This window comes from Mycobacterium sp. NGS24, assembly GCF_059813065.1.
In genome coordinates, this window is sequence record NZ_JCALDW010000028.1 from 1 (window position 1) to 13,757 (window position 13,757).

14 protein-coding genes and 2 pseudogenes are annotated in these 13,757 nt (G+C 66.7%); 8 read left to right on the plus strand and 8 right to left on the minus strand.

Going from position 1 to position 13,757, the window contains the following annotated elements:
• A pseudogene (locus tag AC5Y6Y_RS24035) lies at positions 1-619 on the plus strand (PPE family protein); the annotation flags it as partial.
• Positions 620-641: 22 nt separating this feature from the next.
• Here the strand turns inward: AC5Y6Y_RS24035 and aceA are convergent.
• Both aceA and AC5Y6Y_RS24045 read right to left on the minus strand, forming a co-directional pair.
• The gene (aceA, locus tag AC5Y6Y_RS24040; RefSeq protein ID WP_463824250.1) at positions 642-2,930 is read right to left on the minus strand and encodes an isocitrate lyase ICL2; all 2,289 of its coding nucleotides are present in this window, start codon (positions 2,928-2,930) and stop codon (positions 642-644) included.
• Between the two features lie 46 nt (positions 2,931-2,976).
• A complete protein-coding gene (locus AC5Y6Y_RS24045; protein WP_499919429.1) occupies positions 2,977-3,720 on the minus strand; it encodes an MBL fold metallo-hydrolase in 744 nt (247 codons plus the stop codon).
• A gap of 101 nt (positions 3,721-3,821) precedes the next feature.
• Between AC5Y6Y_RS24045 and AC5Y6Y_RS24050 the strand changes: the two genes are divergently transcribed.
• Both AC5Y6Y_RS24050 and AC5Y6Y_RS24055 read left to right on the plus strand, forming a co-directional pair.
• Positions 3,822-4,826 carry a zinc-binding dehydrogenase gene (locus tag AC5Y6Y_RS24050; protein ID WP_499919430.1) on the plus strand — a complete coding sequence of 335 codons (1,005 nt, stop codon included), beginning with the start codon at positions 3,822-3,824 and terminating at the stop codon, positions 4,824-4,826.
• A 39-nt stretch (positions 4,827-4,865) separates the two neighbouring features.
• On the plus strand, positions 4,866-5,306 hold the full coding sequence (locus AC5Y6Y_RS24055; protein ID WP_499919432.1) for an SRPBCC family protein: 441 nt from the start codon (positions 4,866-4,868) through the stop codon (positions 5,304-5,306).
• A gap of 30 nt (positions 5,307-5,336) precedes the next feature.
• On the opposite strand, the gene AC5Y6Y_RS24060 is transcribed toward AC5Y6Y_RS24055, so the two are convergent.
• Entirely contained in the window at positions 5,337-6,776 is a 1,440-nt protein-coding gene (locus AC5Y6Y_RS24060) for a class I adenylate-forming enzyme family protein (RefSeq protein WP_499919433.1), read from the minus strand.
• Positions 6,777-6,780: 4 nt separating this feature from the next.
• Positions 6,781-7,470: a hypothetical protein gene (locus AC5Y6Y_RS24065; protein WP_463824245.1), complete on the minus strand. Its 690-nt coding sequence runs from the start codon at positions 7,468-7,470 to the stop codon at positions 6,781-6,783.
• 185 nt (positions 7,471-7,655) lie between these two features.
• Between AC5Y6Y_RS24065 and AC5Y6Y_RS24070 the strand changes: the two genes are divergently transcribed.
• The 3 genes and pseudogenes from AC5Y6Y_RS24070 (at position 7,656) to AC5Y6Y_RS24080 (ending at position 9,354) form a co-directional block, all read left to right on the plus strand.
• Positions 7,656-8,285, plus strand: coding sequence for a nitroreductase family protein (locus AC5Y6Y_RS24070; RefSeq protein ID WP_463824244.1), 630 nt, complete (start codon positions 7,656-7,658; stop codon positions 8,283-8,285).
• Positions 8,285-8,777 (plus strand): annotated as a pseudogene (locus AC5Y6Y_RS24075) (SRPBCC family protein). Before AC5Y6Y_RS24070 ends, AC5Y6Y_RS24075 begins: the two are co-directional and overlap by 1 nt.
• An 85-nt stretch (positions 8,778-8,862) precedes the next feature.
• On the plus strand, positions 8,863-9,354 hold the full coding sequence (locus AC5Y6Y_RS24080) for an Rv1352/Rv1906c domain-containing protein (protein ID WP_463824242.1): 492 nt from the start codon (positions 8,863-8,865) through the stop codon (positions 9,352-9,354).
• An 11-nt stretch (positions 9,355-9,365) separates the two neighbouring features.
• Here AC5Y6Y_RS24080 and AC5Y6Y_RS24085 read toward each other — a convergent pair whose 3' ends face one another.
• Entirely contained in the window at positions 9,366-9,788 is a 423-nt protein-coding gene (locus tag AC5Y6Y_RS24085) for an anti-sigma factor antagonist (RefSeq protein ID WP_463824241.1), read from the minus strand.
• A 204-nt stretch (positions 9,789-9,992) separates the two neighbouring features.
• On the opposite strand from AC5Y6Y_RS24085, the gene AC5Y6Y_RS24090 reads away from it, so the two are divergent.
• A complete protein-coding gene (locus tag AC5Y6Y_RS24090) occupies positions 9,993-11,252 on the plus strand; it encodes a sialate:H+ symport family MFS transporter (protein WP_499919435.1) in 1,260 nt (419 codons plus the stop codon).
• On the opposite strand, the gene AC5Y6Y_RS24095 is transcribed toward AC5Y6Y_RS24090, so the two are convergent.
• Genes AC5Y6Y_RS24095 through AC5Y6Y_RS24105 form a run of 3 tightly spaced genes read right to left on the minus strand, consistent with a single transcriptional unit; the run spans position 11,249 to position 13,241 of the window.
• Positions 11,249-12,532 carry a competence/damage-inducible protein A gene (locus AC5Y6Y_RS24095; protein ID WP_499919436.1) on the minus strand — a complete coding sequence of 428 codons (1,284 nt, stop codon included), beginning with the start codon at positions 12,530-12,532 and terminating at the stop codon, positions 11,249-11,251. The genes AC5Y6Y_RS24090 and AC5Y6Y_RS24095 overlap by 4 nt on opposite strands.
• 35 nt (positions 12,533-12,567) lie before the next feature.
• The gene (locus tag AC5Y6Y_RS24100) at positions 12,568-12,876 is read right to left on the minus strand and encodes a hypothetical protein (RefSeq protein ID WP_499919437.1); all 309 of its coding nucleotides are present in this window, start codon (positions 12,874-12,876) and stop codon (positions 12,568-12,570) included.
• Between the two features lie 44 nt (positions 12,877-12,920).
• Complete coding sequence (locus AC5Y6Y_RS24105; RefSeq protein WP_499919438.1) at positions 12,921-13,241, minus strand: MTH1187 family thiamine-binding protein; 321 nt, start codon at positions 13,239-13,241, stop codon at positions 12,921-12,923.
• A 50-nt stretch (positions 13,242-13,291) separates the two neighbouring features.
• On the opposite strand from AC5Y6Y_RS24105, the gene dtd reads away from it, so the two are divergent.
• Positions 13,292-13,723 (plus strand): D-aminoacyl-tRNA deacylase, encoded by a 432-nt coding sequence (gene dtd, locus AC5Y6Y_RS24110; protein WP_463824236.1) that lies wholly within the window; start codon positions 13,292-13,294, stop codon positions 13,721-13,723.
• Positions 13,724-13,757 lie beyond the last annotated feature (34 nt).

Below are 13,757 nucleotides of genomic sequence, written 5' to 3' on the forward strand. Positions count from 1 at the left end.
TAGTGATTTGGTGTTGCCGAATATCACGACGGCGCCGGTGTCGATTCCTGGGTTTACGATCGATCCGATCGGGCTTAGTGATTTGGTCTTGCCGAATATCACGACGGCGCCGGTGTCGATTCCTGGGTTTACGATCGATCCGATCGGGCTCAGTGATCTGGTGTTGCCGAACCTCACCACAGTGGGTTTCACCACCCCAGCGCTCGACATCCCACCGTTCGGTCTGGCGGAATTCACCCTGCCGCCGCTGGTCATCCCGAGCATCCACCTACCCGCACAGGTCCTGGCCACTTTCCCCGTCCCCGGCGGCCCCGGTTACCTCAACACAACGATCAACCCGTCATCCGGCTTCTTCAACACCGGGATCGGTGGCAACTCAGGATTCGGCAACAACGGTGCGGGACTGTCGGGTTGGTACAACTCAAACGGTCCCGGGCTGCTGGGCGGCTCCGGCTACCAGAACTTCGGCGGCCTGATTTCGGGCTTCAACAACGTCGGCAGCGGCGTTTCCGGTCTTGCCAACGCCGGCGTTCTGGACCTGGCTCTGACCAGTCTCGTCTCCGGCATCGGCAACCTCGGCAACAACCTGTCGGGCCTGTTCTTCAGGGGCACCACATAACCAGGCCCGACCCCCGAATTAGTCAGTTCTCTTTAAGAATCAACTTTTTCAACGCCGCGCGGTCGGTGGTCAACAGCTCCTCGATGCGGGGCTTGTTGACCTCGGCGACGATGATCTCACCGACTTCCTGATAGACCTCGCTGAAGATGCCGTGCGACTTCATCTTCTCGGTCTGGTACTGGTTGTCCTCGGTCGGCGTCACGTAGTACACCGCGTCGGCCTTGAACCGATGCACCAGCCACAGATGGATCAGAGTCATCAGCCGCTTCTGACGCAGCTTTTCAGCGAAGGTGTTCTGGTCACGCACCTGCAGGATGCTGCGGCCGTGGCGGTCTTTGATGGGGTCGACCACGACGTTGGCCAGCTGCTCGTCACCGTCGCCGTAGATGCCCAGTTCCAGCACATCCGAGCCGGCGCGACGGGGCCGCAACGTGACCCGAAGCTTCTCGCCCAGCTGATAGTGCTCGCTCCAGATCGCCAGCCATTCCTCCAGCAGCTTCTTGGGCACCTCGGTCTGCACCAGATGCTGGTGTTGAGTGGACCCTTTGCCCATCGCCTTCGTGGTCGCCGTACGGCCGGAGACCGCCGCCAGGCCTGCGTCGCTGCGCGGCCCGCCAACCAGGGTTTGCGGTGTGCGATAAGGCGATTCGACCAGCCGCATCTTGCGCTGCAGGCGGGCCAGCGCCAGCATCCCGTCCTGGGTGAGGTTGGTAGCGAACTCTTCGGCAGCGACACCGTCGATCTGGTGTCCGCCGTAGGTGATGAAGTTGAAGACAAAGCCCATCTTGCCCAGTTCCGCTGGGAACTCCCGCATTTCCTCGTCGGTCATGCCGGTGGTGTCCCAGTTGAACGAGGGCGAGAGGTTGTAGGCCAGCATCTGGTCAGGGAACTTGGCGTGAATCGCTTCGGCGAACTGCCGCGCATCGGCCAGATCGGCAGTCTTGGTCTCCATCCACAGAATGTCGGCGAACGGCGCGGCGGCCAGGGACTTGGCGATCGCATACGGAATCCCGCCGCGGATCTGGTAGTAGCCCTCAGGGGTTTTCGCGAGCTCGCAGTCCCACCCCGGGTCGACACCCAACTCGGCGGCTTTCTGCCGGGCCTCGTAGAGCGACGCGGTCGCAGCGAACTCCCGCCATTCCTGGGAGCTCATGCCGCGCGGCTCGTCGTCGCTCTCACCGAATTCCAGGACCTCGGCCACGGCTTCGCCGTAGGTCAGCACCCCGGCGTCGTCCTCCCAGGCAGCCACGAAGCGGGATTCGACTTCGTCGTAGACGTCGTCGATCGAAGTCTCGCCGTTCTCCCGCCACGTCTTGACCGCCTCGGAGATCAGGTCGGCGATCCCCTGGCGCTCCAGCCATGCGTTGGCTCCCGCGTACTCGCCGTCGCTCAAGGCGTACAACAGATGGCCGTTGAGCTCCTCGACGCCCGAATCGTAGAAGCGTTTCATCATCGCCAGGAAGCAGGCCTTATAGGACGGAACCTTCAGGTTGGTGGCCCCGAGCAGGAAAGGCTGGTCGCGTTCGTCGCCGCGGCTGTCGAGCAGGTTGGCTGCCTCGGCGTCCGTACGGGCGACGATGATGCCCGGCACCCGCATGATGTCGAGTTGAAAGCGAGCGGCGTTGAGTCGCTTGATCTGCTCGTCGGACGGCACCAGAACCTTACCGCCCTGATGGCCGCACTTCTTGGTGCCCGGACGCTGGTCCTCGATGTGATAGCCCGGGACGCCGACCTCCACAAAACGCCGAATAAGGTTGCGCACGTGCGGATCTCCGCCGTGGCCGGTGTCGGCATCGGCGATGATGAATGGCCGGTAATCGTAGAACGTGGCGGTCGCCCGCTGCCGTTCGGTCATGTTCAGGCGCAGGTACTCCTGATTGCGGTCTGCGGTGAGCAGGGCGCGCACCAGGACCGCGGCGTCGTCAGGCACCTGGCTGAGCGGGTAGCTGGCCAGGTCTGGGCCCGGATCCTCGGTCGTGGACCCTTTGGCCGAGGTGGCCCAGCCGCCCAGGTAGATCCCTTCGATGCCCATCCGCTTCATGCTCACGGCCTGGCCGGGCGAGTACGGGCCAAATGTGGTGATGCTCTTCTTCTGCTCGAAGAGCTCACGCAGGCGCGGGTAGAAGGCGGCGGCCGCCTCGCGCGCCACGGTGTAGTCGACGGGAATCGTGCCGCGTTGCTCTACGACCTGGCGGGCCGTGTACAGGCGCGTGATGCCCGCGAACCGCGGACTGTCGAGGTAGCGCTGCGTGTCGGCGACCTCCTGCTCGAACTTCGATTGGACTGCATTGTCCGTTTCGGCGATGGCCATGGCCTTCCGCTCCTTCTCAGCGCCAATTCCCCTTGTCGCTGAAAGTCTATGCCCCTGGATAGTGAGCTGGGTCACCGGTCGACCCAGCCGCACGAGCCCGCAGCCAACCCTGTTGGCGCCGGATGAACGCCGCGTCGACGACACGGCCGTGCCCCGGGACGTAGCGGGCATCGGGGCCGCCCAGCGCCAGTAGCCGATCGAGGGTCGCGGGCCAGGCGGCCACGTCGGAGTCGCCGTCGATCGCGGGCGTTCCGGCCTCTTCGACGAGGTCGCCGGTGAAAACCACTGGCGGACCACCATCGCGGTCAGCCGCAACCAGCACGACCAAGTCCGAATGAGTATGGCCTGGACCGAGATAGGCGATGGTGACCGCGCGATCCCCGAGGTCCACCACGGCGTCGTGGATCCCGCGCGCAGGTGGTCGCAGCGCGGTGATGGCACGGTCGATCTCGGCGGCATCGGCTCCGTGGCGCAGCGCATCACTGCGCAACTGGTCGGTACCTGCCAGCAGGTATTCGACAACTCCCGGCGCGCAGTGGATTTCGGCCCCGGCGAACAGCGAGGATCCCAACACATGGTCGAAGTGCTTGTGCGTCAACACAATATCGGTCACGTCGCAGTCGGCGATCTCCCGGATGTCCGCCGCGATGGCGGCGGCCTCTGGCAACGTCGTCCCGGTGTCGACCAACAAGGCCCCGCGCGCGCCGTACACCAGGCCGACCGTGACATCGCAGAACGGCAGCCGACAGCGATGCACCCTGGCGCTCAACTGCTCCCAGTCGTGGTTCATCAGTCCCGGGAGTGTATTACGGAGAGGTGTTCGAGCAGGCCATCTCGGCGTGATCCCGATGCGAGCTGAACCGCCATTCGTCCCGAGCAAGGAGAAACACGATGCGCGCAGTCGTAATCACCAGACACGGTGGTCCCTCGGTGCTGCAGGTCCAGCAACGCCCTGACCCGCCGCGCCCGGGCCCGGGTCAGCTGCGCATCGAGGTCCGGGCGGCCGGCGTCAACTTCGCCGATCATCTCGCCCGCGTCGGCTTGTATCCCGACGCGCCCAAGCTCCCCGCCGTCGTCGGCTACGAGGTCGCCGGCACGGTGGTGGCTGTCGGCGACGGCGTCGACGGCGGCCGTGTCGGTGAAAGGGTCTTGGCCGGAACGCGATTCGGTGGGTACGCCGAAATCGTCAATGTCGCCGAGTCCGACTCGGTGCCGCTGCCTGAGTCGGTGAGCTTCGAGCAGGGCGCCGCGGTCCCGGTCAATTACGCCACTGCGTGGGCGGGGTTGCACGGCTACGGGTCGTTGCAGGCCGGCGAGCGGGTGCTCATTCATGCCGCGGCCGGCGGCGTGGGCATCGCGGCCGTTCAGTTCGCCAAGGCGGCAGGCGCCGAGATACACGGCACCGCATCGCCCGGCAAGCACCAGAAGCTGACCGAATTGGGCGTCGATCGCGCGATCGACTACCGCCGCGACGGCTGGTGGAAGGATCTGCCGCCCTACGACCTCGTGCTCGATGCGCTGGGCGGCACGTCGCTGCGGCGGTCCTACGGGCTGCTGCGTCCGGGTGGACGGTTGGTCGGCTATGGGATTTCGAACCTGCAGGAGGGCGAGAAGCGCGCACTGCGCAAGGCGGCCCCGCACGCGCTGGCGATGCTGCGCGGGTTCAATCTGATGGATCAGCTGTCGGAGTCCAAGACTGTCATCGGCCTGAACATGCTGCGGTTGTGGGACGATCGCGGCACCCTCGAACCCTGGATCACGCCGCTGCGCCGGGCACTCGGCGACGGCGTCGTCGCGCCCATCGTGCACGCCGCGGTGCCGTTCTCCCAAGCACCCGAAGCGCATCGGATCCTGGCTGCCCGAGAGAACATCGGCAAGGTCGTGCTGGTGCCCTGAGCTGGTTTAGCCGCCGCGGCGGTGGCAATGTATCTGCGCATGGCTGTCACCGAGTCCCGCGAAGTTGTCATCGACGCGACACCCGACGAGATCATGGAGGTGTTGTTCGATCTGGAATCGCTGCCCGAATGGTCGTCGGCTCATCGCGAAGCTGAGGTTCTGGAGCGCGACGAGGACGGCCATCCGACCAAATCCCGGCAAGTCGTCAAAGTCGTTGGCGTGAGCGACGAACAGGTGCTGGACTACACCGTGCACGACGACGGCGTCAGTTGGAAGCTGGTGAGCGCCAAAGCGCAGAAGGGGCAGCACGCGCGATACACGCTGACGCCCGAAGGGAATTCGACGAGGGTGCATTTCGAGCTCACCGTGGATCTCGGCGTGCCGGTGCCGGGCTTCCTGGTCAAGAAGGGCGCCAAGGGGCTGATGGAAACGGCGACGGACGGCCTGCGTAAGCGGGTACTGCAAGTCAAAAAAGGCTGATGCGCCATTTTTGTTGTGACCGTGCAGATTTCAGTCAGCGGCGCCGATCAGCGCCGCGAGCTGGGCGCGGTTCACCTTGCCGGTGGCGTTGTAGGGGATATCGTCGACGATGGTCAGCCGCTCGGGCAGCTTGAAGTAGGCGAGCACCGGCGCGCAGTGCGCACGTAATTCGGCGAGGGTCACCGGCCCGCGGGGCACCACGGCGACACCCACGCGCTGGCCCAACTCTTCGTCGTCGACACCGGCCACTGCGACGTCGTGCACCGCCGGGTGCGAACGCAGGGCCTCCTCCACCTCGATCGGACCGAATTTCTCTCCGCCCCGGTTGATGGTGTCGCGCAGTCGCCCGCTCGGATAGAGGTAGCCGTCGGCATCCTGGTGGCCCAGGTCCCCGGTGCGCAGCCACCCGCCCGCGGTGTTGAGCGGACTGCGCACCCACAGCTCGCCGACCGCGCCGGGTTCGACGTCGGCACCGGTGTCGGGGTCGACCACCCGCACCTCGACCCCGGGCAGGGGTCGTCCCACCGAGCCCGCCCGGGCCGGATCGTGGTGGTCCCCGGGCAGCAGGTTGGCGTACGTGCCCAAGGTCTCGGTCTGGCCGAACACGTTGGTGAAAGCGACGTGCGGGAGGGCCGCAATCACTCTGCGCATCAACGAGATCGGGGCAGCCGCCGCGCCGTAGGTGATCGCAGTGAGCGAGGACAGATCGGTGTCGGCGAAGTCGGGGTGTTCCAGGATCCGGTGCATCATCGTGGGCACCAGGAACATCCCGGTCACGCGGTGCTCTGACACCAGCCGCAGCCATTCGCCGGCGTTGAAACGGCGCTGCACCACCAGCGTGTTGCCCGAGTAGAGACTGGCGATCAAACCCAGTGACCCGCCGACATGAAAGTAAGGTACGCACATCATCACCGCGACGGGCGGGACGTCCGGCGCGAACGGCGCGGACGTCCTGTCCAGCCGCGCGGTCAACTGCCGGCTGCCGATCGGGACAGTCTTGGGCAGGCCGGTGGTGCCGCTGGTGAACAAGACCATCGCGGTCTGCTCGTCGACAACTGATTCGACTGGCGGGCAACGTCTTTCGCCGGTGAAGTCCACATCGGTCAACACCGTCGGCACCGCGGCGTCACGCAGCCGTCCAGCGTAGGACTCCCCGGCCACCGCCACCTCGGCGCAGCCCGCGTTGTCGAGCAGCGCCCGCAGCTCCGGCGGCGTCAGCGCCGGGTTCATCAGCGCTGCCGCAGCTCCGATGCGCGCCGCGCCGAGCAGCGCCGCGATCGACAGCAGACTGGCGGTGTCGACGACGGCGACCCGGTCACCGGCCGTCACACCGCGGGCGGCCAGCCCGTCGGCGCACGCGTGCACGGCCCTGTCGAGCTCGGCGTAACTGAAGGAGCGACCGTCAATGATCAGTGCGGTCCGCTGCGGATCGTGCGCCGCGGCGGCATCGATGATGGTCCCGAGATTCATCAGCTCAGTACAGCGGCGACCAGGTGGAGGTCCGCAACAACCTGCTGGTCCACTGGTCGCGCAGGTCCAACGCGTCGTGCAACCAGGTGCCGGGAGTCCGGTACTCGGCCGGGATGTGTGTGCGAAGCAGGTCGAGCAACGCTTCGGGACGGCTGATCCGTTGCATCAGAATCACTTCCCGACGCAAATGGCTGCCCAGAGCGGGCTGAAACGACGCGTGCATCTGCAACATCGACGACGGTTGTTCGAGACTTCGGGCGTACACCTCGCCGCAGCGCAGAATGTACTCCTCGAACTTGTCCTCGTAGGGCCACATGGTGTCTTCCATGTAGAGGCTCATCTCGTGTTCGCGACCGTCAGCCGGCACATCGTCGAATGACACATGCTGCATCGGCGACCACGGCAACGCCACCAACAGCTTGGCGTCGACCCCGTGGCGCAATTCGTCGGTGTGGTGCATCCAATCCCGCAGGTCCCCCTGCTGCACCCGCTTCGTCAGGCGCTCCCAGGCGGCGCCGTCGCGAACCGCGGTCACGGTGATGACGGTGTAAGCCGGCCCGCTGCCCTGCGCCTGGTTGGTGTACCACAGCAGTCGGGCCTCGTCCCCGGCGGCGAGCGTAGGCAACCAGCCGTCCCGGAAAGCGGCCTCGAACTCGTCCTCGGCGCGGCCACGCACCGTATGAACCTCATGCATGAACAGCAACGCCAAAGACCTCCATCCCGGCGCAGGTTATTGAACGCCTGCCCACTACTCGTTGGCACGGACGTTATCCGGCACGATTCCCGCTGTCCAAACCGGGTCGACGCGCGCGTCAATATGGGCGGTCGATTCTTTTCGGGCCCGTCGCGGTAATTTCTGAGCACGCGGAAGGGAGCTGAATGGACATCGCTTCGGTCGACGAATTGCTCAGCACCACCCGTGCGGTCCGGAAGCGTCTCGATCTGGACCGGCCGGTGGGTCGTGAGGTGATCCTGGACTGCATACGCCTGGCGATGCAGGCGCCCACCGCCAGTAACGCCCAGGACTGGCGCTGGATCGTCATCACCGACCCCGAGAAACGCGCGGCGATCGCCGACATCTACCGCAGCATCGGTGCGGAGTACCTGGCCAACGCCGCGGCCACCGCGTCCGATCCACAGACGCAGCGTGTCTACCGCAGCGCGGCGGGCCTGACCGAGACGTTGGCCAGGGTCCCGGTGCACGTCATCCCCTGCCTGCTGCAGCCCATCGAGGAGAGCAACCGGCTGGTGGCCGCCTCGGCCTGGGCGTCGATCATCCCGGCCGGCTGGAGTTTCCTGTTGGCTTTGCGGTCCCGCGGACTGGGGTCGGTGTGGACGACGATGCACCTGGCGAAGGAACGCGAAGTCGCCGAGCTGCTCGGGATACCGCCCTCGGTCACCCAGGCCGCCCTGTTCCCGGTGGCCTACACCATCGGCAGCGACTTCCGCCCCGCGGCAAGACCATCGGCAGAATCGATCACCTGCTGGGACACCTGGGACGAAAGCTGATGCAGTCCTACACCGTGCGTTTCCACGTCGAGGCGCCCCGGCGAAGGTATGGCGGGTGCTGCACCCACCGGTGCCGCCCGACGCGCCGCGGCCACGGGTGCTGACGTGGCCGACCGGCAGCATGGAAATCCTGAACGAGGGCGACGCGGCGGGTGAGGGGCTGGTCCGCACCTGTATCTTCCCGGTGCCCGATATCTGCTCTCCGGCGGCGTGGGGCGGTCCTGGGAGACCGTGACCGAAGCCAGGATCAACCAGGTGTCGCGGTATGTGGCGGTCGGCAAGCCGTTGTGGTCGCGGGCCGAGGGCTACCACCAACTCGACGAACAGCCCGACGGCAGCACGGTGCTCACGTTCCACGAGACCTATCACGCATACAACCCGGTGCTGCGCTTTCTGCTGGAGCGCCCGGTGCACGCGCGGATTTCGCGCGACAACCTCGCGACCTACGTGCACGCGCTGGGTTACGCCGGAAAGGTGCGCCGCCTGGACTGAGCGCGGCAGCGTGTGGCTGAGCTAACGGGATCGGCTCGGCGCCGAGACTCGAAATGCGCAGTTCAGCCAGGTAGGGTGCTTTGTTATGGGTTCTAAGCAAACGGCGCGGGTTGCCGCAGCGGCGCTGGTCGTCGCGGGCTGGGCCGGCTCGCTGGGGGTCGCCGCAGCTGATCCGGATCCGGCGCCATCTCCGGTCCCATCCCCGTCCCCGTCGGGAGCGCCGGCGGCAGCGGGCGCACCACGGACGACCATCGACCACGACGGTGTCTACACCGTCGGCAAGGACATCGCACCCGGGGTGTACAGCTCTGCGGGACCTGTCGGCAACGGCACCTGCTACTGGAAGCGGATGGGCAATCCCGACGGTGCGTTGATCGACAACGCGATCACCAAGCGCCCGCAGGTGGTCCAGATCGAAGCGACTGACAAGGCGTTCAAGACCAGCGGCTGCCAGCCGTGGCAGCCGACGAGCGAGGCGCCGCCCCCGACACTGTCAGGGCCTCAACTGCAAGGCACCCTGGGCATCCTCAACGGGCTGCTCGCTCCCCACGCGCCGCCACCACCGCCGGCACCGTAAACCGAGCGCGCTCAGACCGCCGGGGCCAACGCGGCTTCGACCGTGGCGTACATCGGCAGCAGGCGGCGCAGGCCACAGGCGGCGATGGTGCGGGCCACGATCGGCTGATTGCTGACCACTCGCAGACTCACCCCGCGCCGGCGGCACCGCACCGACTCCTGAGCCAGTACGGCATAGGCGCACGAACCCAGGAAATCGAGCTCGCGGACGTCGATCACGAACGGGCCCGGCGCGATCGCGATGGCGGCGCTTCGGTTCACCAGACGCTGCCAGATGGTCTCGTTGCTGGCGTCGATATCGCCGCCGACGTGAACGACCACGGCTGATCCCGAACATTCGGTGACAGCGCGCAGACCGTGCTGCGGATCGCTGACTGGCGAACTCAGCCGCGTGCGGGAAGGAGCCGGCGATGATTTGATCGCGACAGTCTTCATCGTTCGCAATGTCCCGTCGTATTGGTCGTTGGGAATGCCCTCGTCTCGGAAGGCGGCACGGTCGAAAGACAGCGTAAGTGCTGGCCGGTTTCGGGGAGTGGTCTTCGGGATTACGGGCTTAATAAGCATATGTGCAACAGCGGCGACGAGCTAGGGGTGCACAGCAGACTCGCGGGATCGCGGCCGGTACTGCACGATGCACACGTGACCCGACAGCGGCTGACCAGCGACCAGCGCAACTCGTTCATCGCGGCATTCCTGGGCTGGACGATGGACGCGTTCGACTACTTCATCGTCGTGCTGGTGTACGCCGACATCGCGGAGACGTTCCACCGCAGCAAGACCGAGGTCGCCTTCGTCACCACCGCGACCTTGGCGATGCGTCCGTTGGGCGCCTTGCTGTTCGGGCTGTGGGCCGACCGAGTCGGACGGCGACTGCCGCTGATGGTCGACGTGATCTTCTATTCCCTGGTGGGATTCCTGTGCGCGTTCGCGCCCAATTTCACCGTGCTGGTGATCCTGCGTCTGCTGTACGGCATCGGCATGGGCGGCGAGTGGGGTCTGGGTGCGGCGCTGGCCATGGAGAAGGTTCCGGCCGAGCGGCGCGGCTTCTTTTCCGGTTTGCTGCAGGAGGGTTACTCGTTCGGCTACCTGCTGGCCACGGTGGCCTCGCTGGTGGTGATGAACTGGCTGGACTTGTCGTGGCGCTGGCTGTTCGCGCTGAGCATCATCCCGGCCCTGGTCAGCCTGATCATCCGGTACCGCGTCGAGGAATCCGAGGTATGGGAGGCCGCACAGGATCGGATGCGGTTGACCAAGACCAGAGTCCGCGACGTGCTGCGCGAGGCGAAGGTCATCCGCCGGTTCTGCTATCTGGTGTTGTTGATGACGGCCTTCAACTGGATGAGTCACGGCACCCAGGACGTCTACCCCACGTTCCTGAAGGCGACCGCAGATGAGGGCGCGGGACTGTCCAGCGCAACGACCCGCTGGATTGTGGTGGCCTACAACGTCGGTGCCATCATCGGCGGCCTGGTCTTCGGCACCTTGTCGCAGCGATTCGGCCGGCGCTACACCATCGTGTTCTGCGCCGTGCTGGCCCTGCCGATCGTGCCGCTGTTCGCCTACTCGCGCACCGCAGCCATGTTGTGCCTGGGTTCGTTCCTGATGCAGCTGTGCGTGCAGGGCGCCTGGGGCGTGATCCCGGCGCACCTGACCGAGATGTCGCCGGACGCCATTCGCGGGCTGTACCCGGGGGTGACCTATCAGCTCGGCAACCTGCTGGCCGCGTTCAACCTGCCCATCCAGGAACACCTGGCCGAAACGCATGGCTACCCGTTCGCGCTGGCGGTGACCATCGTGCCGGTGCTGACGATGGTGGTGTTGCTGACGTTGATCGGCAAAGACGCCACCGGAATTCGCTTCGGCACCGCCGAAAGCGCCTTCCTGCCCGGGGAGGGCTAACCGCCCAGGGTGCGTAGCAGCATGTGCATCGCGACCGTGGTCGAGCGCTCCCGGACGTCGGAGCGGTTGCCGGGCAGCCGCAGGGTACGGGTGACCTGCCGGCCGTCTGCCAGCGCCAGGGTGAAACAGACTGTGCCCACCGGTTTTTCCTCGGTTCCGCCACCGGGACCGGCAATCCCGGTGATGGCGACGGCGGTGTCGGCTTCGAAACGTTTCAGGGCGCCGGCCGCCATCGCCTGCGCGACCGGTTCAGAGACCGCGCCGTGCGTCTCGATCAGCTCGGGGTCCACGCCGAGCAGCTGCGCCTTGGCTTCGTTGGAGTAGGACACCACGCCGCCGGCCACGTAGTCCGAGGATCCGGGGCGTTCGGTCAGCCGGGCCGCCAGCAGGCCCGCGGTGCAGGATTCCGCGGTGGCGATCCGCCGGCCGGCGAGCAGCCCCGCGACCAGATCGTCGACCTGCGAGCCGTCCTCGGAGAACACCTGCTCGCCGTGGCGGTCGCGCAGCAACCGGGTCAGCTGTGTGTACACCTGCGCTGCGTCCGGTTCGTAGCGCGTCACGATCTCCAGCTCGCCGCGCCGCAGGCAGGTGGTGATCTCGAGGGCTTCGAAGCCGGGCACGGCGGTCTCGGCCTCGCGTAGCGTCTCGGCCAGCCCCGACTCAGGGAGTCCGAACATCCGTACCATTTCCTGCCGGTAGACGGTGCGGCCGGCGATCGCCGCCTGCACCCCCGGTGTCTGGACAGCCTTGTGCCACATGGGTTGTAGCTCGCGCGGCGGTCCGGGAAGGACCAGCACCGCGGGCTTGCCGGGCACCACGACCCCCGGAGCCGTGCCGACCGGGTCGAGCACCTGTGCTCCGACCGGGATCATCGCTTGCTTGCGGTTGGCCGTTCGCACCGACTCGAACTTGCCCGGCTCCAGCAGCGCCGCGAAGGCGGGATTGCGCGCCATCAACGATTTGAGGATCTCGGCGATCCTGTTCTCCAGCGCCTCGTCGAGGACCAGATCACGGCCGCAGAATCGAGCCACCACCTCGACGGTCATATCGTCAGCGGTCGGGCCCAGGCCACCGCTGGTGATGATGAGGTCCACGCCCTGCTCTGCCATGAAACGCAGCTGCGCCTCGATGTCGGACGGACGGTCGCCGCAGATGGTGATGTGCGCGAGCTCGACGCCCAGTTCCAGCAGCCGGTCGGCGATCCAGGGACCGTTGCGGTCCTGGACGCGTCCGGTCAGAACCTCGGTTCCGGTGACGACGATGCCCGCGCGTGAACTCACCGTGATGACCCTACGCATCCACCGGCGGCGCGTTCCTAGGTGCTGGGGCTGCCCGGTTGGCCGGGGATGCCCGGGTCGGACAAGCCGCGCTCGCCGGAACTGCCGGGTTGACCGGGCTGGCCGGGCTGGCCGGGCTGGCCCGGTTCTCCGTCGCGGCCCGGCGCCCCGCCGTCGCCGCCGCGCCCGCCTGCGCCGCCCGCACCGCCGCGACCGCCGTCACCGCCGCGACCGCCGTCACCGCCGCGGCCGCCTGCGCCCCCGCGACCCCCGTCGCCACCCCGGCCCCCTCTGCCGCCTTGGCCCCCGGTGCCGCCTGGGCCGCCGTCAGGTGCGTCTTCGGTCATGGGCTGCGCCTCCTCGGGGACACGGGAAATCGGTCCGCCCCACGCTACGCCGGACCGGCCCGACCCTCGGCGAGGTACCGTTCGACCGATTCGACTTTGTGTGTCATCGCGTCGGCGACGCCGGTCCGCCAGTCCGCTTTGATCACCGTGCTCACCCGGGGTGCGCGGGCGGCGACGGCCTCCACCGCGCGCTGTACCACGGCCATCACCTCCGCCCAGCTGTCCCCTTCGATCACGGTGAACATCGCATCGGTCTTATTGGGCAGACCCGAATCACGCACCACACGAACAGCTTCGGCGACGATCTCGCCGACACCCTCCCCCACACCCAGTGGAGTGACGGAAAACGCCACCAGCACAGACATGCCACGAGGGTACCCACGCGCGGGGACCGCACATGGCAGCATCGACGCCCATGCGGGTTCTGGTGCAACGGGTCTCGTCAGCTTCGGTGACAGTGGATGGTCGCGTGGTCGGCGCCATCGAACCTCCCGGGCAGGGCCTGCTGGCGCTGGTCGGCGTCACCCACACCGACGGGCCCGGTCACGTTCAGCGGCTCGCCGAAAAGCTGTGGACGTTGCGCATCCTGTCCGGAGAGAAGTCCGCGTCCGATGTCAACGCACCGATCCTGGTGGTCAGCCAGTTCACCCTCTACGCCGACACCGCCAAGGGCCGACGCCCATCGTGGCACGCCGCCGCGCCTGGTGCGGTCGCTGAGCCGCTGGTCACGAGTTTCGTGACGGCATTACGCCGACTGGGTGCTGAGGTCGAAACCGGCATATTCGGCGCCCACATGCAGGTCGAGTCGGTCAATGACGGACCGGTGACCGTCCTGTTGGAGCTGTGACGAGTACGTTCGACAGCTATGACGCCTGAATTCG